General features: G+C 54.6%; 18 protein-coding genes. 17 read left to right on the forward strand and 1 reads right to left on the reverse strand.

The genetic code is table 11. The annotated features are described in order from the left end of the window. The first annotated feature begins 148 nt into the window (after positions 1-148). From recC to BFW38_RS04905, 7 genes are all read left to right on the forward strand, one after another. Complete coding sequence (recC, locus tag BFW38_RS04875) at positions 149-3,766, forward strand: exodeoxyribonuclease V subunit gamma (protein ID WP_068997377.1); 3,618 nt, start codon at positions 149-151, stop codon at positions 3,764-3,766. Further along, positions 3,756-7,865: an exodeoxyribonuclease V subunit beta gene (gene recB, locus BFW38_RS04880; protein WP_068997378.1), complete on the forward strand. Its 4,110-nt coding sequence runs from the start codon at positions 3,756-3,758 to the stop codon at positions 7,863-7,865. Before recC ends, recB begins: the two co-directional genes overlap by 11 nt. After that, positions 7,862-10,057 (forward strand): exodeoxyribonuclease V subunit alpha, encoded by a 2,196-nt coding sequence (recD, locus tag BFW38_RS04885; protein ID WP_068997379.1) that lies wholly within the window; start codon positions 7,862-7,864, stop codon positions 10,055-10,057. The genes recB and recD overlap by 4 nt, the downstream gene beginning before the upstream one ends. A gap of 116 nt (positions 10,058-10,173) precedes the next feature. After that, a complete protein-coding gene (locus tag BFW38_RS04890) occupies positions 10,174-11,136 on the forward strand; it encodes an RluA family pseudouridine synthase (RefSeq protein ID WP_068997380.1) in 963 nt (320 codons plus the stop codon). Between the two features lie 83 nt (positions 11,137-11,219). Then, complete coding sequence (locus BFW38_RS04895) at positions 11,220-11,918, forward strand: HAD family hydrolase (protein ID WP_068997381.1); 699 nt, start codon at positions 11,220-11,222, stop codon at positions 11,916-11,918. Between the two features lie 84 nt (positions 11,919-12,002). Next, on the forward strand, positions 12,003-13,064 hold the full coding sequence (gene sppA / locus BFW38_RS04900; RefSeq protein WP_084004462.1) for a signal peptide peptidase SppA: 1,062 nt from the start codon (positions 12,003-12,005) through the stop codon (positions 13,062-13,064). 57 nt (positions 13,065-13,121) lie between these two features. Then, positions 13,122-13,982 carry a fructosamine kinase family protein gene (locus tag BFW38_RS04905; RefSeq protein ID WP_175400933.1) on the forward strand — a complete coding sequence of 287 codons (861 nt, stop codon included), beginning with the start codon at positions 13,122-13,124 and terminating at the stop codon, positions 13,980-13,982. 76 nt (positions 13,983-14,058) lie between these two features. Here BFW38_RS04905 and BFW38_RS04910 read toward each other — a convergent pair whose 3' ends face one another. Beyond that, positions 14,059-14,706 carry a Maf family protein gene (locus BFW38_RS04910; RefSeq protein ID WP_068997382.1) on the reverse strand — a complete coding sequence of 216 codons (648 nt, stop codon included), beginning with the start codon at positions 14,704-14,706 and terminating at the stop codon, positions 14,059-14,061. Between the two features lie 176 nt (positions 14,707-14,882). Between BFW38_RS04910 and BFW38_RS04915 the strand changes: the two genes are divergently transcribed. From BFW38_RS04915 to fabF, 10 genes are all read left to right on the forward strand, one after another. Further along, a complete protein-coding gene (locus tag BFW38_RS04915; protein ID WP_069000216.1) occupies positions 14,883-15,422 on the forward strand; it encodes a YceD family protein in 540 nt (179 codons plus the stop codon). 25 nt (positions 15,423-15,447) lie between these two features. After that, positions 15,448-15,624, forward strand: a complete 177-nt coding sequence (gene rpmF / locus BFW38_RS04920; RefSeq protein WP_068997383.1) for a 50S ribosomal protein L32 — start codon at positions 15,448-15,450, stop codon at positions 15,622-15,624. Between the two features lie 45 nt (positions 15,625-15,669). After that, a complete protein-coding gene (gene plsX / locus BFW38_RS04925; protein ID WP_245686070.1) occupies positions 15,670-16,701 on the forward strand; it encodes a phosphate acyltransferase PlsX in 1,032 nt (343 codons plus the stop codon). Between the two features lie 111 nt (positions 16,702-16,812). Further along, positions 16,813-17,766 (forward strand): ACP S-malonyltransferase, encoded by a 954-nt coding sequence (fabD, locus tag BFW38_RS04930; protein WP_068997385.1) that lies wholly within the window; start codon positions 16,813-16,815, stop codon positions 17,764-17,766. Between the two features lie 18 nt (positions 17,767-17,784). After that, a complete protein-coding gene (fabG, locus tag BFW38_RS04935) occupies positions 17,785-18,543 on the forward strand; it encodes a 3-oxoacyl-ACP reductase FabG (protein WP_068997386.1) in 759 nt (252 codons plus the stop codon). A 162-nt stretch (positions 18,544-18,705) separates the two neighbouring features. Then, the gene (gene acpP / locus BFW38_RS04940; RefSeq protein WP_068997387.1) at positions 18,706-18,939 is read left to right on the forward strand and encodes an acyl carrier protein; all 234 of its coding nucleotides are present in this window, start codon (positions 18,706-18,708) and stop codon (positions 18,937-18,939) included. 274 nt (positions 18,940-19,213) lie between these two features. Continuing rightward, entirely contained in the window at positions 19,214-19,726 is a 513-nt protein-coding gene (gene slyA, locus BFW38_RS04945; protein WP_245686071.1) for a transcriptional regulator SlyA, read from the forward strand. 104 nt (positions 19,727-19,830) lie between these two features. After that, on the forward strand, positions 19,831-20,892 hold the full coding sequence (locus BFW38_RS04950) for an HlyD family secretion protein (protein WP_068997388.1): 1,062 nt from the start codon (positions 19,831-19,833) through the stop codon (positions 20,890-20,892). A gap of 175 nt (positions 20,893-21,067) precedes the next feature. Further along, entirely contained in the window at positions 21,068-22,099 is a 1,032-nt protein-coding gene (locus BFW38_RS04955; protein ID WP_069000218.1) for a DUF2955 domain-containing protein, read from the forward strand. Positions 22,100-22,259: 160 nt separating this feature from the next. Beyond that, positions 22,260-23,498, forward strand: coding sequence for a beta-ketoacyl-ACP synthase II (gene fabF, locus BFW38_RS04960; protein WP_068997389.1), 1,239 nt, complete (start codon positions 22,260-22,262; stop codon positions 23,496-23,498). The last annotated feature ends 3 nt before the right edge of the window (positions 23,499-23,501 follow it).

The raw sequence follows: 23,501 nt of genomic DNA on the forward strand, positions 1-23,501 counted from the left end.
TGTGTTTGATTTGCATAACGTTTTGGTCAGAATAATGGTGTTTTTGTGCGGTCATTTTGTTTGTGTTCAGAGGCGAAGGCCGGTGAGGACTGAGGCAGCATAAGGCGTTAAGGTAACGGTCGGATCTATTCCATGATGGAGTCCTGAAATGCTGAGGCAGAATTGGCCCACAGGTTTGATGGTGTTGCAGAGCAATCGCCTCGAATCACTGCGCGATTTGATGGTGGGGTGGATGCGGGAATATCCGCTTGCCCCCTTAGAGCCCGAAACGATCCTGGTGCAGAGCAACGGGATTGCGCAGTGGCTCAAGCTAGCGTTAGCGCGCTCGCCAGAAACCGGGGGCTGTGGTGTGGCCGCAGCGCTGAATATTGATTTGCCGGGGCGTTTTGTCTGGCAGGCGTATCGCAGTATGTTACCCCATTTACCGCAGCAGTCGCCTTTTGATAAAGGGCCGCTGACTTGGCGGCTATTGCGTCTGCTGGGGGATTTGCCCGCGTTAGGGGAGCGTTTGGCGCAAGTCAATGGCTTTTCGCCAGCGGTATTAACGCCCTTAAGTGACTTTCTTTTAGCGGATGATAACCCGCAGCGGTTATATCAGCTGGCCGCCCGGCTGGCTGATTTATACGACCAGTATCAAGTGTATCGGGCGGATTGGTTAACGGCTTGGGCAAAAGGCGAGGCGGTCAAGCTCGATTTAAACGGGCGGGCCCAGTCGTTAAATTCGGATGAATATTGGCAGCCTGCATTGTGGCAAGTGTTGGTTGAGGATATTCAGGCCGATGAGCGGTTAGGCAATGGGCCCTGGGATCGTGCCAGCCGAGCCTCAATTCATCAGGCGTTTCTTAACGCCTGCCAGCAGCGCCGTGATGCGCTGATGTCTGAATCTGTTTCATCTGCTTCAACAGAGGCGCATCGCCCGAAAGCCTTGCCGCGTCGAGTCAGTATTTTAGGTATCTCATCATTGCCATATCAGATTTTGGAAGTGTTGGCGGCGATCGCACCGTTTACCCAGGTGATGCTTTTTGTTGGTAATCCCAGTGAGCACTATTGGGGGGATCTGATTGAAGGGCGTGATTTGTTGCGGCGCCATTATGGCCGTCATCAAAGTGAGGCGTCGTCGCGTAAAGTGCCTGAAGGGTTAAGTCCTGATCAGTTGCATTTGCATGGACATCCTTTGTTGGCGGCCTGGGGCAAGCAAGGTCGTGATTATCTCCATTTGTTGGATGAGTGGGATCAGCCCGAGGCGTATCGACATCATTTTATTCATGAGCGGATTGATCTATTTGAAGATCCTGGCAGTGGGTCACTGCTTTCCCAGTTACAGCAGGACATTCTGGCCTTACGACCTTTGGCTGAGAGCCGTGAGCTGGCGCGTGAAGTCGACCCTGATCAAGATATCAGTATGCAATTTACGATAGCGCACAGCCCGCAGCGGGAAGTGGAGATTTTGCAGGATCAACTGCTGGATGCCTTTGAGCGGGATGCGACTTTGCAGCCGCGCGATATTTTGGTGATGGTGCCGGATATTCAGCAGTATGTCCCGCATATTGAAGCCGTATTTGGACGCTTGACTCGACAAGATTCGCGCTTTCTGCCTTACCACATTGCCGACCAAAGCCCACGACATCGGCAGCCACTGCTGGTGGCCTTGGAGCAGTTGTTGCATTTACCCCGTTTGCGGATGACGACGACGGAGTTGCTGGACTTGTTGGATATCCCTGCGTTAAGGGCACGTTTTGGGCTGGAGGCCAATGACTTACCTCGTTTGAAGCAGTGGGCCCAGGGGGCGCAAATTCGCTGGGGGCTGAGTGCTGAGCACCGCCATGGATTGTCTTTGCCCGAAGGGTTGGAGCAGAACACTTGGCGCTTTGGTCTTAAACGTATGTTACTGGGATTTGCCAGTGGTGATGCCGAGCCTTGGCAAGCGGTTGAGCCTTACAGTGAAGTTGGTGGGCTGGAAGCCGCCCAGGTTGGTCCTTTAATGCAGTTGGTGCAGGCCTTGGAATCGACTTGCCAAGAGTGGTGCCAGCCGACCACACCGGACCAATGGGGGGTGCGTTTACATCAGTTATTGGCGCGCTTTTTTGAGATTGAGGACGATAGTGATCTGAAAATTGTCACGCGGTTGGGTGAGCATTTGGATCAGTGGTTGCAACAGTGTCAGCTCAGTGGCTTAGCCGATCAGTCTTTGCCTCTGGATGTGGTGCGTGAGGCTTGGCTCGGCGGGCTCGAACAACCCACTTTGACGCAGAAATTCCTCGGTGGATCGGTCAATTTTGCGACCTTGATGCCGATGCGGGCGGTGCCTTTTCGCTGTATCTGGTTGTTGGGTATGAATGATGGCGATTACCCACGCCAGGTGCCGCAGCAGGATTTTGACTTGATGGTCGGGGATTATCGTCCGGGCGATCGCTCTCGCCGGGAGGATGATCGCTACTTGTTTCTGGAGGCTTTGCTGGCTGCTCGCGATCGGTTGGTGATCAGCTGGGTGGGGCGAGATATTCGTGATAACAGTGAACGGCCACCTTCGGTATTGGTTGGGCAGTTACGCGATCAGTTATCGGCCGGTTGGCACTTGGCCCGGCAAGATGACGCCAGTGAACCGCCCGAGTGCAGTGTGGCAGAGGCATTAACCCAAGTGCATCCGCTCCAGCCGTTCAGTGAGCGTTATTTCCAACCGGATCGTGCCGCCCGCTTATTCACTTATGCGCAAGAATGGCGTGAAAGTCATCACCGCGAGCAGCCTAGTCAGACCGTATTACCCGATTGGCAGCCAGATCAGGCGCTCAATCTGAATATGTTGACCGATTTTATCCGTGATCCGATGCGTCATTTTTATCGTCAGCGCTTGGATATTGCCGCATTTCAGGCCGATGAAGGGGTTGAGGATGATGAACCCTTTACACTGGATGCCCTAGACAGTTGGCAGCTCCAACAGCAATTGATTCTGAACGTACAGCGTCGTTTGCAAGAAGCCCCGATGGCGGCCAGTGAAGCACTGTTGGAGACGGCGGCTGAACAGCTGGCACGAGCCGGGCAGTTACCATTGCCGCCATTTGCTCAGGCGGCTAAAACCCTGTTGATGCACGATCTGGTCGTGCCGATCAGTCGCTACCAGCAATTATTACAGGCCTATCCCAAGCTGGAACCTTTACAGGTACATGAGTGGTCGCTGCCGGGGGGAGGTCATTTTCGTGATGGTCTGGCGGATCTGCGCTGCCATCCTGAAGGCGAACGGTTACGGCTATTTTTACAGCCCAGTCGCCTTTATAAAGGCGATCAATTGAAGTGGCATCAGATTGTGGTGTATTGGCCTGGGCATTTATTGGCTCAACGACAAGGGCCTGTGATCACACGATTACTTGGCCCTGATTCTGATCTGGCGTTGATGCCATTATCGCCGGATGCTGCGGCATTGGCATTGGATGCGCTGATTGAAGCTTGGCAGGCGGGCGTTCAGACCCCCTTGCCGGTGCCAAGGCGAACCAGTTTTGCTTGGTTGACTCAGCAGTCGCCTGCCACGGTCTATGAGGGAGGCTTTCAGTCAGAAGGGGAGAAGATGAGTCACCCTGGCTGGCCCTTGTATTGGCCGGACTTTGAGCATTTACAAGCTGATGAACGCTTTGTTCTGTGGGCCGAGCGTTTATATCGCCCCTTAATGAGTGCGGTCACAACACTGGATTTGAATGCGGATGTGCTGACCCCGATGGCGTCAGCATCGGTCGATCTGACAGGCTCTTCAGGGGAGGCGACCGATGCCGATTGAGCACGCCACACCGGCTCAGCCCATGGAGGTATTAAACTTCCCTCTTTATGGCAGTCGCTTGATTGAGGCCAGTGCAGGTACCGGTAAGACGTTCACCCTGGCGTTGCTCTATATCCGTTTGATTCTAGGGCGTGCAGGAGAGGCTGACGAAGTACCGGATGATTCGGTCTTACCCGACGGACAGACGCTAGCGGATAGCCCAGTGTTAGCCGAAGATCAGGCCCGCCCCTTAACGCCACGCGATATTCTGGTGGTGACGTTTACCGAGGCTGCCACCGAAGAATTGCGCGATCGGATTCGCCAGCGTTTGGTGGAGGCTGCTGCATGTTTTGGTGAAACGAGCTTCGCTGAAACGGGCTTAGGTGAAACGGGCGACGGTGAAGTGGATGTTGCTGGCGTGGGTTCGGCAGAAACCGCTCATGACGCCGGGCTCAGTACGGATGATCCTTTAGTGCGCTTGCGCGCCGCTTATCCGCAGGCACAGTGGTCGACTTGTGCCTGGCGTTTGAAATTGGCCGCGGAAGCCATGGATGAGGCGCGCATTCATACCATTCATGGCTGGTGCCACCGGGTACTGAGAGAGCATGCCTTTCGGACTCGTGGCTTATTTGAGCGGACCTTGCTGACCGATCAGCACGCTATGTTGACCCTGCTGGTGCAGGATTACTGGCGCCAGCACTTTTATCCGCTCTCCGAAGCGCAGGCTGCCTTGGTTCAAACATGTTTGGCCGGACCGGATCAGTTATTAGCACAGTTGAGGCCATTGCTGGGCCCTCATGCGCAAGGGGTTAGTTATGCGGGGCGACCATTGCCAGCACCGGATTTGGCCGCATTGTTGGGGCAGGCTGAGCAGGCACAGATCCGTCATCAGCAGCGAGCACAGCAGCAGGCCGAACGTCTTCAAGCGGCACAAGCTTGTTGGCAGGCGCATTGGGATGAGGTTGAAGCGGTCCTGTGGTCGTTACAACCTCACTTGTCGGGTACCCATCACGCCAGTGCGCAAACCGCCAAGTTCGAAGCTTTGTTAGGTGACATCAAGCGTTGGGCATTTGATCGGCAGCCCGCCCCGAAATTACTGCCTAATTTTGCCCAGGGCGCGTTTCGTTTCAAGAAAACGGCCAAAGTCCAAGCGGCGCCTGAGCATCCGGCATTTCAGGCGTTAGCGGCGGTGTATGCGCAAGAAGCATCTGAATCGGGGGGCTTACTTGAGGGCGACCGGCTCGAAGATGACCTGCTAGAACAGGCGCCGCTCTCTGCTTGGTTGCTGGCTCACGCCCATCAGTGGGTGACCCGCCAGCGCCAGCGTCGTATGGCTGAGCAAGCGGAGATGAGTTTTGATGATCTGCTCACAGAGTTGGATCATGCCCTTGATCCGGCCCAAGGTGAGGCCGCACAGGCGTTAGCCCAAGCGCTGCGTGCTCAGGCGCCGGTAGCGATGATTGATGAGTTTCAGGATACCGACCCGTTGCAGTACCGCATTTTTGACCGAATCTATCAGGTGGCTGCGCCTCACCCAGGCACCACCTTGATTATGATCGGCGATCCGAAACAGGCGATTTATAGCTTCCGTGGGGCCGATATTCAGACTTATTTGAAAGCGCGTGAAGCCACCGCTGGACGTCATTACACCTTGAGCCGCAACTTTCGCTCAACCCAGGCGGTGGTGTCGGCTTGCAATGGTTTGTTCGAGTGGGCTGAGCAGTGGTCGCGCGGGGCCTTTCGGTTTCGGTTAGCTGAATCTACGGATAATCCCATTCCGTTTGTACCGGTCTCGGCGCAAGGGCGTCAGGAGCAACTAAAGTTAGCGGGTGTCCCGGTGTCGCCTTTGAATGTCTGGTATTTCGATCAAGACGATGAACCGGTGAGTAAAGGGCGTTACTTGACGCTAGCGGCGCAGGCGGCCGCGGCCACGTTAAGTGAAGCACTGGCGCACCAGGCCAGTGGCTTCGAAGGGCCTGAAGGCTGGCAGCCGTTAGTGGCGGCAGATGTGGCCATTCTGGTTCGTAATCGTCAGGAAGCGGAGGCGATGCGCGAAGCCTTGTCTGCCTTGTCTGTGCCGAGTGTCTACCTCTCCGACCGTGAATCGGTGCTAGCAACGCCTGAGGCCCATGATCTGGTCTTTTGGTTGCGTGCCTGTGCTGAGCCGAATAACGAGCGCCGTGTGCGTCAGGCTTTGGGAACGCCCACCTTGGCCATTTCATTGGCTCAGCTGGCGCAGTGGCGAGATGATGAGCTGGCGTGGGAAAGCCAGATGCAGCAGTTTGCGCTGTTGCACCAAGTATGGCGTCGTCATGGTGTGCTGGCGATGCTGCGTCAGTTGATGGCGGCTTATGACTTGTCTGGGCGCTTATTAGCGACGACCGGCGGTGAGCGGGTGCTTACGAATGTGCTGCATCTGGCGGAGTGGCTGCAACATGCCGCGATGGAGCTGGAGGGTGAGCAGGCCCTGATTCGGTATTTGGCGGAACATTTGGACCAAGCTGATGAACAGCAGATTTTGCGGCTAGAAAGTGACGCGCAGCGGGTACGGATTATCACCATTCATAAGTCCAAAGGGTTGGAGTATCCGCTGGTGATGTTGCCATTCATTTGTACTTGGCGCGAAGTGAATGGGCGTGTTGGACAGGTGATGTGGCGTTTACCTGAAGGTGATCGCTTTTATCCCGAAGGGGGACGTTTTTATGAAGTGGCTGGGCCGAAGCACTTTGCCCAAGCCTGGATGGAGGCCGATGATCAGCGTTTGAGCGAAGATATGCGACTTTTGTACGTCGCACTCACGCGAGCACGGCATGCGCTCTGGCTCGGCTTAGCGCCGCTCAAATCCGGGAATGCCCGTAAGCCGCAGTTGGCTAAATCGGCGATCGGTTATCTGTTGCAGGGTGGAGGCTCTTTCGAGTCTGCTGAGGCCGTCAGATCAGCGCTTTCGGCTCTTGAAGCTGCGCTTGGCGATCTGGTGACTGAAGTTTCACCACCTGCCGGGCAACCACTGACGATGACATCGGCACCGCCACTGACTGACGCGCGAACGGTACGTCAGTTGCGTTGGCCGGATTGGTGGGTGGCCAGCTACTCGGCACTGGAGTTGGGGCGGAAGGAGGATCATGCCGCGCCGTTGAATGAGGCGGTGAGGCCTGACGGGACAAGCTATCTGGAACCGGAAAACGCACGAGAAGATCAGGCACGAGAGTATCTGTTGAACGACCCCCAGTTGAACGCCCTTCGGTTGATCGACTCTCAGGCCCTTGGTACTCCAGTTCAGGCCGCTCAAGGCGGGAGCCAGGGGCCTGCGCCTAGCCGTGCGTTACATGATCTACCGCGCGGTAGCCTCTACGGCACCTTCCTGCATGATCTGTTGGAGTGGATGGCTCAGCAAACGATTCAGCAAGCAGGTGAATCGCTGAGTGGCTATCAGGCGGCTTTGCAGATGCCTGAAGCACGTCGAGATATGCTGGCCCGACGTTGCCAGCGACGTGGTCTGGTGGAGTGGATTGAGCCGTTGGATCAATGGTTGAGTGATTTTCTGACCCAGCAATGGGGTTTGCCAGAGGCTGAGACCCCGTTTGTGCTGGGGCATTTGCAAGCCCCTGCGCTCTCGGTCGAAATGGAGTTTATGTTGGAGAGCCATCAAGTCAGTGCTGAAGTGTTGGATCGTATGGTGACCCCAGTGACATTCGAAGGCGCGTCTCGCCCACCGGTTTTGCGCAAGCAATTGAACGGCATGTTGAAGGGGTTTATTGATCTAGTCTTTGAGCATGAGGGGCGTTATTACGTGGCAGATTGGAAATCGAACGCTCTGGGGGATGATGATCAAGCCTATACACCAGCCGCTATGCAGCAGGCGATGCTGGATAAACGATATGACTTACAAGCGATTTTGTACTTGGTGGCGTTGCATCGGCAATTGCATTATCGCTTGCCGGATTACGATTATGATCAGCATATCGGTGGGGCTGTTTATGTCTTTCTGCGAGGCTACCGCAGTGAATGGGGCGGGCGTTTTATGTGGAAGCCACCTCGGGCGTTGATCGAGGCCTTGGATGCGTTATTCAGAGGTGAGCCTCCTGTTGCCGAGGTGACACAAATGGAGATGCCCTTGTGAACCGCTCCTCATGCGCTACTTATGCCACGGCGTCCTTCTTACCACCTTTTGATCTGGCGTCCTGGCAGGCAGAAGGTGCGATAAGGGCCTTGGATGTGGCCCTGGCTGACTTTATCAGTCAGGAAGTGAATCCTGACGATGACCCGGCCCAACACCATGCCTTGTGGTGGGCGACATTGTTGGTGAGTGAGCGCAATGGTCATGGTCATGTCTGCTTGGATCTGGCTTGGGCGTTGGCCCACCCTGAAGAGCTGTTATCGGGGCTGCGCGATGAGCGAGCCCCAGAGGCGGCTTTACTGATTCGTCAGCAGTTGCAGCAGGTTTTAGCGACGGTTGAGCTGGCCCAATGGCAGCGTTGGTTGGCGGCGAGCCCGGCGGTTGCCGTCGTTGATGATGAGACTGGTGAAGTTGATGGCACGACAGATGAAGTTGATGACGCGCTAGGTGGTGAGGCGGCGGGCGCTGTGAACGCCGCCGGGGGGGCTCCGTTGGTGCTTAGCGGATCGCGGTTGTATTTGCGTCGCTACTGGCAGTATGAAGAGATCATCCGGATAGGCATTGAGCAGCGCTTGGCCGACCCCGTCACCTTGCCTCATGTGGCTTCTACGCTATTGGCTGGGTTGTTCTCTGAGCCTGAGCCTGCTGATTCGACGGCCACGATTGATTGGCAGCAGGTGGCCTGTGCGCTGGCTGCCCGTCAACGTTTTGCGGTGATGACCGGTGGCCCTGGGACAGGTAAAACATTCACGGTGTTGAAACTGTTGGCGTTGGTCCAAGGGCTGTCACTATTGACCCAGGGGCAGGCGGCGGTCATTCGCTTGGCGGCCCCGACAGGGAAAGCGGCTGCCCGCTTGAATGAGTCCATCAGCCAGCAAGTGGGGCGACTTCAGTTGCCTGAGGTGGCTGGGTTGGAGCGGTCGCACTGGCTGGCGACGATTCCTCATGAGGTCTCCACCTTGCACCGGTTGCTGGGCGCGCGCCCGGATAGCCGCCATTTTCGTCATCATGCCGCCGCCCCTCTGCCGGTCGACTGGGTGGTTGTTGACGAAGCCTCCATGGTCGATGTGGAAATGATGGCGTCATTGATGCAAGCCCTGCCTGCCCAGGCGCGCTTGATTTTACTGGGCGATCAAGACCAATTGGCTTCTGTCGAAGCCGGTTCGGTGTTAGGGGATTTGTGTCGGGATGCACGTGATGGTCATTACACTCCGGCCACTTGTGATTGGCTATATACCATGACTGGAATAGAAATACCGGCGGCCTATCGAGACGTTCAGGGGCGACCCTTGCATCAAGCCATCACCATGCTGCGTCACAGTCGACGGTTTGCCGCTGACGGGGGGATTAGCCAGTTGGCGCGATTGGTGAACGAAGGACGCCGCTTGCCTGAAGCGCCTCCAGTGTCTGATCGCTTGCAGGCTGTGCTGGCGCTGTTTGATGAAAAACGGACAGATGAAAAACGAACAGATGAAAAACGTTCGGCTCAAAGCTCTGCGGACATTGACTGCCTGAAGGTGACTGCGGCAAGTGATCGCCTCTTTCAGCGTTGGATTGTGGCCGCCTATCAACCGTATTTACGGGCTATGAATGAGCTTCGACCGCCGATGGATGCACCGGCACAGGCCTTCGATGAGTGGGCGCTGGCGCTCTTTGAGCGGCGCAGCCGGTTTCAACTATTGGCCGCATTGCGTCGAGGCGAATGGGGCGTTGAAGGGTTGAATGAGTTGATTCGCCAATGGCTTCATCAAGCGGGCTTACTCTCGGAGCCTTGGGCTCTGTGGTATCCCGGGCGGCCTGTATTAGTGACGGCCAATGATTACGCGCTGGGTCTGATGAATGGCGATATCGGTGTATGTCTAGCGCTGCCGGTGGATGAGCGTGATGGCTCGCGAGTCACACGCCTACGGGTGGCTTTTCCTGACGGGCAAGGGGGCGTGCGTTGGGTCTTGCCCAGCCGTTTACAGGCGACAGAAACGGTATTCGCGATGACGGTGCATAAATCACAAGGGTCAGAGTTCTTGCATACCGCTCTGGTGTTGCCAGATCGGGTGAATCCAGTGCTGACGCGTGAGCTGATTTATACCGGGATTACCCGTGCGGGTGCGCGCTTTAGCCTGATTTATAGTCGTGATGATGTGTTAGGGGCGGCGTTGAATCAAGCGGTGGTACGTGTCAGTGGCCTGCGCTTTTAGGTATCATGCCGCAGCGCTTGATGGGGTTTTTGGGATACCTGCGGTTGGAATGAGGTGAGATGTGAAGCAAACAAGTGATGTGGACATGGGATTGACGAGACAAACAGGCCACTGTTATGGCCGATGATCACGCTCAGGTGCGGATGGTCACGGTGACGGCGAATGCGGCGGATCAGCGACTGGATAATTTTTTGCGTACCCAACTGAAGGGGGCACCGAAAACGCTGATTTATCGCATTATTCGTAAGGGTGAAGTGCGGGTCAATAAAAAGCGGGCAAAAGCGGATACGCGTGTGCAAATCGGGGATCTGGTGCGTATTCCCCCTATCCGTTTATCCGAAAAAGCGGCGGATAATCCCGTTGGTGAGGGGCTGAAAGACGCCTTGCGTGCGGCCATTATGTTGGAAACCGCAGAGCTGATGGTGGTGAATAAGCCTCATGGTCTTGCCGTCCATGGTGGCAGTGGTGTGCGTACCGGCCTGATCGAAGCCTTGCGTCAGGCGCGTCCTGAGTTGAGTTTCTTAGAGTTGGTGCATCGCCTGGATCGAGATACTTCGGGCTGTATCCTGCTGGCTAAGAGCCGTCCGGCACTGAATCACTTGCAACAGCAACTACGCGATAAGGTCATGACCAAGCGTTACCATGCGGTGGTGCTGGGCCAGTGGCCGCCTCAAGTGCAGACCGTTGAGGTGCCGCTCAAGCGTATTGAACGTGCTTCAGGCGAACGGATGGTTGAAGTGACGTCACGAGAAGCGGGCGGAAAGTGGGCGCAGACGCATTTTCGTATTTTGCAACGCTTGCCGGGGCTGACCTTGGTGGAGGCTGAGCCGGTCACCGGGCGAACTCACCAGATTCGCGTGCATGCGCAATATGCGGGTCACGTTTTGCTCGGTGATCCGAAATACGGGGATGAGGCTGTGAATGCGCAGTATCGCCAGGCAGGATTTGGCCGGATGTATTTGCATGCCCGCCATTTACGTTTTCAAGACCCGGCCGATGATCAATGGCGTGATGTTGAAGCGCCTATTGATGACAATTGGCAGCGCCTGTTGGTACAGCCGCCTAAACGCTCTCGTTAAGCCCTGAAGGGCTTGGTGACACCGCGTCGAGATTTTTTAATGGTGAGGTCTTGGTCTCAAGATCCTCTAACGAGAGGTGAGGTATGTACGCTCTGATTGTTTTTGACTGGGACGGCACTTTGGTGAACTCAGTGGCCAAAATCGTGGCCTCGATGCGCGGTGCGCTGACGGAATATAGCCCGACCGTTTCAGCTCAAGTGTCAGATCGGGAGATTGAGAACATCATCGGTTTGGCGCTGCCTGAAGCGATTGCTTTGCTCTGTCCTGAGCTGAATGCTGAGGATATCGAGCAGGTGCGCCAGGGTTATGTCCGGCATTTTCTCAGCTTGGAGCAGCATGCAACGCCCTTGTTTGAGGGTGTGCGCGAGGGCTTGTCACGGTTACAACGCGCCGGATATGAATTAGCAGTTGCGACCGGGAAAGCGCGTCGTGGGCTGGATCGGATGATGGATGAGCTCAATATGCGGCCATTTTTTGTCGACAGCCGCTGTGCCGATGAAACGCGCTCTAAACCGCATCCACTGATGTTGGAAGAGTTATTAGAAGCGCGCCGTATTGCACCTCATCAAGCCTTGATGGTCGGCGATACAGAATATGATCTGGCGATGGCGCGGGCTGTCGAGATGCCTGCTGTCGGTGTGCGTTATGGCGTGCATGACGATGACCGGCTGTGGCCTCAGCAGCCGGTGATGCTGGTGGATCGGTTCACTCAATTGGTCGATTGGTTAGAGCGCCGAGAGCCCGAGTGGCGTCCCCATGATGTGATGATTGAGCCGGCTTGATCGCCTTCACGGGGATCGGACGGAATTGAGTTTGTCGTGATTATGATCTAGGGCACGCGTCGTGCACTAAAAAGGAGATGGTCTATGCATCAGGATGAGGACCCGCGTGCAACGCACCAGGGTGATCGTACTCCCTCAGCCGGGGATGATTGGGGCGATAAAGCTAAACCCACTCGAGACCCCCAGGCCGAAGCAGAAGCGTCGGCGCAGGCGGGATTGGCTCAGCCGCCTGAGCAATGGATGCAGGTGTGGGTGCGTGAAGTGCTTCAGGAGCAGCGCCGCGCTCGCCGGGCGCGCTTTTGGGGCGGCCTGTTCAAGTTGTTGATGGCGGTGGTGGTGATTGGCGGATTGGTGACAGCCTCTTCCGGCTGGTTGCAACAAACGGCACCGCTGACGGGGCCTCATCTGGCCGTTGTGCGCTTGGACGGTACGATTAGTGCTGACAGCCCGGCATCGGCTGATCGTGTTTTGGATGGCCTAGAAAAAGCCTATGAGGCGCCAGGGGTTAAAGGGGTGGTGTTAAGAATTAACAGCCCGGGTGGCAGTGCGGTTCAAGCCGGACAGATTTATGAAGGCTTGCGCCGATTAAATCATCAGTATCCGGATATCCCCTTAACGGCTGTGGTTGAAGATATTGCCGCCTCTGGGGGCTATTATGCGGCCACAGGGGCCCCTACCATCATTGCTGATCGGGCCAGTTTGGTGGGGTCTATCGGGGTCATCTCCGGCGGCTTTGGCTTTGATCAAGTGTTGGAGCAACTGGGTATTGAACGGCGATTGTTTACGGCGGGTGAAAACAAAGCTTTTCTCGATCCCTTCTCGCCAATGAATGATCAGCAACGCGCTTTCTGGCATGAGGTACTGGAGAACACCCATCAGCAGTTTATCCATGCGGTAAAAGCTGGGCGCGGTGACCGTTTGAAGGACGATCCGCGTATCTTCTCGGGGCTGGTGTGGAACGGCCAGCAAGCGCTTGAATTAGGGTTGGTGGATCAGCTGGGGTCGCTGCGTGAGCTCGCCCATGAGATGGACCTGGAAACGGTCGATTACACCCCTCAGCCGACCTCCTGGGAGCGTATTCAGGGCCTGGCGAGTGAATCATTGGCTCAAGCGCTGGCGTTGATGGCCCGTCCACGGCTAGAGTGAGAAATGAATGCGACTGGTTTGCCCTCTGATGTCATCTGATCCGTGAAGGAGTCGACTGTGGAAACCCTGACCTTAAATGCTCACACATCGGCGTCTGAGATTCATGAGGCTGAAACTCATGAAATCGTAGCCTCTCGATTGCTGTCGGGCGGTGATAGCGCTCATGTTACTTGGCATCGGTTGTCTAACGGCCTTGAGGTGGTGTGTAAGCAATCGGATCAGGCGGGGATGCTGGAGGCTGAAGCGTCAGGGTTGCAAACTTTGTCTGAGACCGGTTGGGGGCGGGTGCCACAAGTATTGTCTTGTGAGCCCGGCAAGCTGGTGCTTGAGTATTTGATGCCTGCGATACCCTCTGACGCAGACTGGGAAGCCTGTGGTGATGCCCTAGCCGGTTTACATGGCTGTATGCGCCCTGCCTTTGGCGGGGATGCGGATAACTGGATCGGTGGCACGCCACAGCCCAACCCTCAAACCCTTGATGGCTTTGAGTTCTTTGCCGAGCATCGGTTGTTGTTTCAGGCACGCCAAGCACGCGATGCCGGGCTCTTATCGACTGCGCTGGTGCAGCGAATTGATCGTTTGACCCACCGCTTGGACCAATGGTTAGACCCTCAGCCTGCGGTGCAGTTACATGGTGATTTGTGGTCTGGTAATTTTCACCCGACCGAAGGGGGCGTCGCTTGGGTCGACCCTGCCGTCTATTGGGGCTGGGCCGAGACCGATCTGGCCATGACGGTTTTGTTCGGGCGCCAGCCCATGGCCTTCTACAAGGCTTATGAGCAAAAGCGCCCTCAGGTGCAAGGTTGGGAAGAGCGTGCGCCCTTGTACAATCTTTATCACCTGCTGAATCATTTGAATCTTTTTGGCAAGGTGTACCACGGCAGCATCGTGAGCACGCTGGATCATTATGTGCCGTAATATTGTCTATACCGATATCCCGCGATGGATGCCAGGTTGATGATGGATGCCAGGTTGATGATGGATGCCAGGTTGATCAAGAGGTCGGTGCCGCCAATGGGTTGACGCCCATTTTCTGCAGTAACTGGGTGAGCCGGATCAGGGGGAGGCCAATCAGTGTATTGGGGTCATCCCCTTCTAAGCGCTCGAATAAGGTGATCCCGAGGCCTTCGGCTTTGAAGCTACCAGCACAGTCTAGGGGTTGCTCCAGGGCGACGTAGTGTTCAATTTCGGCTCGACTTAATGTGCGGAAGTGAACCGTAAAGGGCTCAACAATCGTATGGGCTTCAAGGCTAGCGCTGTCGAAAAGACATAATCCTGTCAGCAAGGTGATGCGGCGACCGTTGAGCGCCATCAGCTGTGCCACGGCGCGCTCAGGGGTTCCCGGTTTGCCCAGAATCGTCGCGTTCTTTTCGTCAACTTTTTTGACCATGGGGTTGGCGGGATCTTGTGGACTGTCGTCTGCGATACAGACTTGATCCGAGCCGATGACCAAAGCATCCGGGTGTTGTTCGGCGACGGCTGCCGCTTTATGCCAAGCCAAGCGCTTGACTAGGGCGGAAGGCGTTTCATTGGCTAGCGGAGTTTCGTCGATGTCAGGGCTTGCCGTGACAAAAGGCAAACGCAGTTTTTGCAGCAGCTGCTGGCGATATATTGAGCCAGAAGCAAGAATCAAAGGTCTCATGAGTGACTTCCTGCGATAAGGAACTTACAATACGTGCTTTCGCGCAAGGTGCATTATGATTCAGGCGTTGGATTGATCGCAAAGATCATCTTGACGAGGACGTGTTTTGAGCACGTGTTTAATGAATTGTTTTGACAGCCTTGCATCGCATACCTATCATTGCGCGCTCGAATATCATGGCAAGTGACCAACTGCCCGACACTATCGATCCCTGGAAATACTGTCAGTCCGGCCGTGAGCTGAAACTGACACTGGACCAGGCGCTGTTTAAGCGAGCCAGTGAAATGCTGGTCGAAGTGAAAGGCCAAATGGAGTTTGAACTCCAGTTTGATATGGACCCGCAGCGTCAACCCTTTGTTAAAGGGCATCTGCGTGGCGAGGCCGTATTGACGTGTCAGCGTTGTTTGCAGCCGATGACCGCACCTCTTGATGATGATTTCATCTGGGGGCTGGTCCGCTCGGAAGAAGCTGCTGAGAATCTGCCGCGTCTTTATGAGCCTGTCATGATTGAGGATGAAAAGCTCGACCTGATGTCAGTGTTAGAAGATGAATTGATTCTGGCACTTCCGGTCGTGGCGCTGCATCCCGAAGAAGTTTGTCAGCTGACGCTTTCCGAGAAGGCTCGGCTGGAAGAGGCACCGAAGGCGGATGACGCCTCGGAAAACCCGTTCAGTGCTTTGGCTGACCTTAAGCGTTCGCTGCAGTCGAAGCAGTGACTAACATTGAGTCCAGGAGTAAATCATGGCCGTTCAACAGAACCGCAAAACCCGTTCTAAGCGCGGTATGCGTCGTTCTCACGATGCACTGAATAATACCGCTGCAATTTCCGTCGATGCGAACACTGGTGAGACTCATCGTCGCCACCACGTGACGCCGGATGGTTTCTTCAAAGGCCGCCAGGTCGCCGACAAGGGCTAAGTGCCCTTTTCGAGCCTTCCGGTCACCGGGTCGTCCGACTTTCTTGTGAAGATTGCGGTTGATGCCATGGGCGGGGACTTAGGTCCTCGCGTCAATGTGGCCGGAGCGCTTATTGCGTTAGCAGAGCACCCCGCTCTGGATATCCTCCTTGTGGGCGATCGCCCATCGCTTGAATCTGCCCTGGCGTGTCATGCGCTTGCAGCAGATTATGCTCATCGTCTCCAAATTCTTCATGCGCCTAGTGCCATTGCGATGGATGCGCGCCCTTCCTCTGTATTGAGAGGCAAGGCTGACTCGTCCATGCATATCGCATTGCAACAGGTGGCAGAAGGCAAGGCGATGGCGTGTGTTAGCGCCGGCAATACGGGCGCCTTGATGGTGTTGGGGCGACAGCTGTTGGGGATGCCGCCGGGGATTCAGCGGCCTGCGATCAGTACCGCTATCCCTACTCGTCAGGGACGCTGTTATATGTTGGATCTCGGCGCGAATGTCGATTGCGAAGCTGAGCAATTACTGCAGTTCGCGTTGATGGGGTCAGCCATGGTCGAGCTGGTGGATGGCGTCAAGCGCCCTCGTGTTGGTTTGCTCAACGTGGGGGTTGAAGATATTAAAGGCAATCTGCAGGTCCGTCGTGCCGCAGCGTTGATTGCGGCCTGTACAGACCTGAATTACATCGGTTATTTGGAAGGTGATCAAATCTTTCAAGATCAGGCGGATGTGGTGGTCTGTGATGGATTTGTGGGCAATGTGGCGCTGAAAACCAGTGAGGGACTGGCGCGACTGTTGTCATCACGAATTCGAGACCTGTTTGCTGAAAGTTGGTATGCCCGTCTGGTGAGTCTTATGGCCAGGCCATTGTTAAAGCGTCTACGGGCCCAGATGGATCCCGTACGTTACAACGGTGGCAGCTTGCTGGGGCTGCAAGGGACGGTGATTAAAAGTCATGGTAGTGCGGATGCACGAGGTATGGCTTATGCCATTGCGCGTGCATTACGAGAGGCTGAGCATGGACTTGCTGAAGGCCTTTATACACACATGACTGCTCGCATGGCCAAAGCTGCGACAGGTCATGCTTGATCAGTTCAGTCGCTGTCTTTAGGGCTGGCTGTGCTAGAATGCGCGACCGTTACTGCCTGATACAGGCAGTGTGGGTTAGTTAACAGGACGATATAACGATTAGGGTGACTTATGATTTCGTCACTGGCTTTTGTCTTCCCGGGTCAGGGCTCGCAACAAGTTGGCATGCTGGCGGCTTTAGCCGAACGCTATGCTGTAGTGCGAACCACTTTTGAGGAAGCTTCTCGGGTACTGGGTTACGATCTCTGGCAATTGGTTCAGGAAGGGCCGGCCGAAGATCTCAATCAGACCGACCGAACGCAACCCGCTTTGTTGGCCGCAAGTGTGGCTTTATGGCGAGTGTGGCAAGAATTGGAAGGTCCGCGACCTGTGTGGATGGCGGGCCATAGTTTAGGTGAATACAGTGCTTTAACCTGTGCGGGTGCCATGGACTTTGCGGATGCGGTGCGTTTAGTGCGGCTGCGGGGCGAGTTTATGCAGCAGGCAGTACCGCCGGGTGAAGGCGCGATGGCGGCGATATTGGGCCTGGATGATGCTCAAGTGCAGTCTGCCTGCGCTGACGCAGCGCAAGGTGAAGTCGTCGAAGCGGTCAATTATAATGCGCCCGGCCAAGTCGTGATTGCCGGTGGCAGCGCGGCTGTTGAACGTGCGATAGCGGCCTGTCAGGCGGCAGGGGCAAAACGTGCGATGGCTTTACCAGTGAGTGTGCCATCGCATTGTGCATTGATGAAGCCCGCTGCTGAGCAATTAGCTGAGGAGCTGACACGTATTGAACTGCGTGTGCCACGAGTGCCGGTTGTCCAAAATGTGCATGCGCGTCCTGAGCAGGATGTGGGGGCTATTCGTCAGAATTTAGTGGAACAGCTTTATCAGCCTGTACGCTGGGTCGAAAGCATTCAATTTATGGCCGAGCAAGGCGTTGAACAGTATGTTGAGTGTGGGCCGGGTAAGGTGTTGGTTGGCCTCAATAAGCGAATCGTCAAGCCCGCACGTTCTTTGGCGATCAACGATCCAGATTCTGTCAGTGCTGCGATTGAGCTGCTCGGTGACGATCAGGATGCTTAATGACACAAGGGGAATGCAATGAGTCTGCAAGGGGAATCTTTGCAAGATAAAGTGGCCTTAGTCACTGGTGCAAGCCGAGGGATCGGCCGTGCTATTGCTTTGGAGTTGGGCCGTCGTGGTGCGACAGTCATCGGAACTGCCACCAGTGAAGGAGGCGCTCAGCGTATTACTGAAGGGCTGAGCGAAGCCGGTATTCAGGGTGAGGGGCTTGTCCTCAATGTCACCGATGCCGACTCTGTCAGTGAAGCACTCAAGACCATCACGGAGCGTTACGGCGCCCCCTTGATATTGGTCAATAATGCCGGCATTACACGCGATAATATCCTGATGCGGATGAAAGAAGACGAATGGGATGACGTGGTTGATACCAATCTCAAGTCTGTTTACCGCATGAGTAAAACCTGTATGCGTGCGATGACCAAAGCGCGTTGGGGCCGTATCATTAATATCAGTTCTGTTGTCGCCACCATGGGGAATGCAGGACAGTCTAACTATGCTGCTGCGAAAGCCGGTATGGAAGGGTTTACACGTGCATTGGCAAGAGAGTTAGGTGCACGTAATATCACGGTCAACGCGGTTGCCCCAGGGTTTATCGCGACAGATATGACTGAGAGCTTGCCGGAAGCGCATAAAGAAGCGCTTTTGGCACAAATTCCGCTGGCCCGACTGGGGCAGCCGGAAGAGATCGCAGCAGCCGTCGGTTTTCTGGCTAGTGAATCAGCCGGTTATATTTCCGGTGAAACACTGAGTGTGAATGGCGGCATGAATATGCGTTGATTCGGTGTTGCAAGGTCACGTGTGTCTGCAATCTGCAGTTGCGTGGCATGCAGCCGGTTTATACACTACCGGGCAGTTCACGGCTGTGATCGACGGTTCCGACTGTTGACCCTCAGTCAGAGCTGTCCACCAACAGGACTCTAACCAGGAGCAAAAGAAGTCATGAGCACCATTGAAGAGCGCGTTAAGAAGATTGTTGCAGAGCAGCTGGGTGTTAAAGAAGAAGAAATCCAGACCGCATCTTCCTTTGTTGAAGATCTGGGTGCTGATTCTCTGGACACCGTAGAGCTGGTGATGGCTCTGGAAGAGGAATTTGAAACTGAAATTCCTGATGAAGAAGCTGAAAAGATCACCACTGTTCAAGAAGCAATCGACTATGTTGTTGCCCATCAGTAATTGATGAGGTTCACAACATTGAACAGCTAGCGGTGCCTTGGCCCCAAGTTGTTCGATAAAAGGCCGTACTGATGTGATCAGTGCGGTCTTTTTTTATGTCTGGTGATGTCTGTTAGTGGCCATCGTTGTTTTATCTCTATCTTTGTGCCTTTCTCTATTTGTGTCTTCACTTTCATTTCGACCTTGAATCTTTCGACCTTGAATCTTTCGGTTTTGAATATTTTGGTTTTTCATATAGTTGCTTTGCTAACGAACTATCGGTATGATCGATAGCATGGCAATTAAAAAAAGCAAGGTGGATCCTGATTCACCGGTAACGCCGTCGAATGTGATGGACTCTTCTAGTCAAAGCAAAGCACTTGGCTTGCGCTTACGCCACATTCATCGGCTCTGGCGCACCGTAGTGGATCATACCGTTAAACCATTACAGCTAACCCAGCCGCGTTGGATGACGTTGGTCATGTTGCATCATCTGGGACAGGGTGTAAGTCAACGGGTCTTAGCGCAAGCGCTGGAAGTTGAAATGTCGTCCCTATCCAGGACATTGGATCAGCTGAGTCGACAAGGCTTAGTTGATCGTAATGTCTGTTCTGCAGACCGTCGTGCCCGGGAAATAGGGTTGACCGAAGCCGGGCAGAAAGTTTTGATGCAGCTGGATCAGCAAACGGCTCAGGTGCGACAGGCACTTTTGTCGGGTATTTCTAAAGAGGCGCTTGAAGTGTTTGAGCAGGTATTGGATCAGATTGAGTGCAATGCTCAACGGTGTTTACAGCCTGTAGATGAATAATGTCTTGCAGTGAAATGGGTGGGGCTTTGCGCCGTTGAGCGGTGCGTCTGTGTGGTCATTAATACTGCTAATCTGACAAAGTCGATGGATTTCTTGGGGATAGTATGACTCCTGAACAGCGTTTTGCACGCTGGGTTCGCTGGTCGAGCCTGGTCTTTCTATTGTGTTTCATTTATTTCGTAATCGCCGATTCATTGATGCCGCTGACACCTCAAGCACGTTTTTTGCGTGAGGTGACTCAGGTGGCGCCCGTGTTAGGTGGGCGAGTGACGGAAGTGGCTGTTCATGATCATGATCATGTCAATCAAGGGGATCTGCTATTCAAAATAGACCCCGAGCCGTATCACATTGCGGTGGATAAAGCAGAATTGGCGCTTGAGCAGGCGCGCCGGGAGAATGCAGAGCTTGAAGCTTCTTTAGCGGCCGCCCGGGCGGATCTGCTGGCACGCCAAGCCGATGCCGATGAGCTGGCAAGAGAACAGCAACGTTCGGAGTCATTGCTGTCCAAACATAATATTTCTCAGCAGCAGTATGACCAGATTCAGGCCCAATATGCCGCAGCCAAGGCACAGGTTGCAGCGGCTAAAGCCCGTATTGATCAATTGGAAGTGCAGCGAGGGGAGTCGGGCGAGCAGAACTTGAAATTACGTCAGGCCCGTAATGCACTGAAGCAGGCGCGTCTCAACTTGTCCTGGACTGAAGTGAGGGCTGATCAGTCGGGTGTGGTGTCTAATATGCAATTGGATGTGGGGAGTTATGCCAATGCGGGTAGCCCCGTGATGGCTTTGGTGGGCGATACGCCAGAGGTCGTGGCTGATTTTCGCGAAAAAAGCTTGCGACATATTCAGCATGGCGATCGTGCCTGGGTCAGTTTTGATGCTTGGCCGGGTGAAGTATTTGCTGCGACTGCACAGCGCATCGATGCGGGGGTACGTGATGGCCAATTGCTGCCTAACGGTCAGCTCATTGATATTCCGACTACGAATCGGTGGGTACGCGACGCTCAGCGCTTAAGGTTGCATGCACGCTTTGATTCATTGCCTGAGCCGATGCCCGCCAGTGGTGCCCGGGTCACGGTGCAATTGGTGCCACATAATCATCCCATTGCCGCTTTCTTCGCCCGCATCCAAATTCATGTGATCAGCCTGATGCATTATGTCTACTAAGATGGGATCTGATCAAAACGGGTCGACGGTTCAGTCCGCAGATTCAGTGGAACCTGAAACAGGCCAGTCGGCTCAGGGTCAGGTTGATCGAGGGGCCTTATCCAGCTCACCGCAGCGGTTGCGTGATACGTTAGCTTGGCTGCTAGGACCTTTTGCGCCGCAAGGCGGGCATGCGATGCCTGGAGCGCCTAATCTTTCGGCCCCTGGCCTGAGGCGCGTACTGAGAACTGCGATTGGTGCAGTGCTGGGCTTTTTGATCAGTCAGCTGATGGATTGGAACTACGGCGTTTTCTTCACGGTATTTCCCATGTTTTTGTTGGGGATGGTGCCGCGTGTGAATGGCCATGTGATGCGGCAGTTTATCGGTAGCGCCTTGGTTAATTGTGTCGAAGTGAGTGTGGTGGTGGGCTTTTTGCACCATTGGCCCTTGATCATGACGGGTGTGGTCTTTGTGCTGTTTTATACCCGATTTGCGTTAATGGCGCGGGGGCCGATGTTTTTATTCGGGGCCAACGGTATTTTGACTTTAAGCGTGATGCTGCACTTTGGCAGTTATGTGAGTGTGGATCTCTTTGATCTGATGATGAGCACGGTCGTGGCCTCGGTGCTGGCTGTTGGGATCGCATTGCTGATGTGGCAACTGATTCCTGAGCATGAAGAGATTGCACTCCCAGCCAAAGGCCAAAAATCACTGGCTCAAATTCGCCATGAGACCGTGATGGGGGCGAGTATGGCCACCTTGTCATTTGTGGTATTCCAGACGCTGGATTTGCGTGATTCGCTATCGGCACAAATGGCCACAATCTTGATCCTCTTTTCTTTGCATTATCCCGGTGCCATGGTGTCAGCACAGAAGCGTGCGATGGGCACTTTTTTGGGCTCTTTGTTAGCTATTGTGATGCAGCTGCTACTGTATACTCATGCCGATAATCTTATGCTAGTGACGATGTTCTATTTTATTGGGCTCATGTTGTTTGCTCGTGCCCATATCCTCGAAGGGGGAGCGTCAGGTGTAGGCTTCGGTGGAATGACCACCATGGGCATTCTCTTCGGGCAGTATGTCTCGCCTCATCAGGATTTGGTTTATAGCGCTTTTTATCGGATTTCTTCGGTATCTTTTGCTTTGCTGGCGGGGCTGGTGGTGATGTCGGTAATGCATCGTATGTTGAACTGCTTTGAGCCTGTGCGCAGTGATGTCAGTTTTTAAAGCTCGGTGATTTTTAATTAAATGAAGGGCTTGGGATCACGCGCAAGAGGACTTTGTTTCACCCCATGAGTTGCAGAGGTCTGCAAGTGGCCGCGAATCGGGTATACTGCGCGCAATTGTAAAAGCCCGATGGGGCAATAAAGACTCTGGAGGAACAAGAATGCCGCGTAAACGCGTCGTGGTGACCGGGATTGGGCTGGTAACGCCGTTGGGAAATACGGTCGACGAAAGTTGGGAAGGCATCCTGGCTGGACGTAGCGGGATCAGCCCGATCGAGCATTTCGATGTCTCGTCTTTTAACACCCGGTTTGGCGGCCAGGTGAAAGGGTTTGAGATCAGCGATTATTTGTCGCCCAAAGATGCCCGCAAAATGGATACGTTCATTCAATACGGCATGGCTGCAGGCATTCAGGCCGTGCGCGACGCCGGGTTTGAGTGTTGTGAAGACAATGCAGGGCGTATCGGGGTGGCGATTGGTTCTGGCATTGGCGGGTTGCCGATGATCGAGAAACAGCATTCGGCCTTGCTGAAAAGTGGGCCGCGTAAGGTCTCACCCTTTTTTGTTCCTGGCTCCATTATCAATATGATTGCCGGTAATCTAGCGATTCATTATGGGTTTCAAGGCCCGAATATCGCGATTACCACGGCCTGTACCTCCGGTACCCATAATATTGGCTATGCTGCGCGCACGATCGCCTATGGCGATGCTGATATTATGTTGGCAGGTGGCGCTGAAATGGCGACGACGCCATTGGGTTTAGGAGGCTTCTCTGCCGCACGCGCTTTATCGACGCGCAATGAGGACCCTCAAACCGCCAGCCGTCCCTGGGATCAAGATCGCGATGGCTTTGTGCTGTCGGATGGCGCCGGCATTATGGTGCTTGAAGAATATGAACATGCTAAAGCACGCGGTGCTAAGATTTACGCTGAGCTGACAGGTTTTGGGATGAGCGATGATGCTTTTCACATGACTTCTCCGCCCGAAGATGGACGCGGTGCGGCGGCCTCGATGCGTAATGCGATTCAGGATGCTCACCTCAACCAGGATCAGTTGCATTATATTAATGCTCACGGCACTTCAACGCCGGCCGGTGATTTAGCCGAGAGTCGTGCTGTTGAGAAAGTTTTGGGTGAGGCATCACATCAGGTCGCGGTCAGCTCGACTAAATCTATGATCGGTCATCTGCTTGGCGCTGCTGGGGCTGTTGAGGCGATCTTCTGTGTATTGGCGATTCGTGACCAAGTGGCCCCGCCAACGATCAACTTGGACAATCCTCAAGAGGGGTGTGTGTTGGATTATGTCCCACACGAAGCCCGCTCTATGGCAATTCAACATGCCATGTCCAACTCCTTTGGCTTTGGTGGCACTAACGGTACCTTGATTTTCAGCAAAGTCTAATTG

This window comes from Terasakiispira papahanaumokuakeensis (assembly GCF_001709345.1).
Lineage (GTDB): Bacteria > Pseudomonadota > Gammaproteobacteria > Pseudomonadales > Halomonadaceae > Terasakiispira > Terasakiispira papahanaumokuakeensis.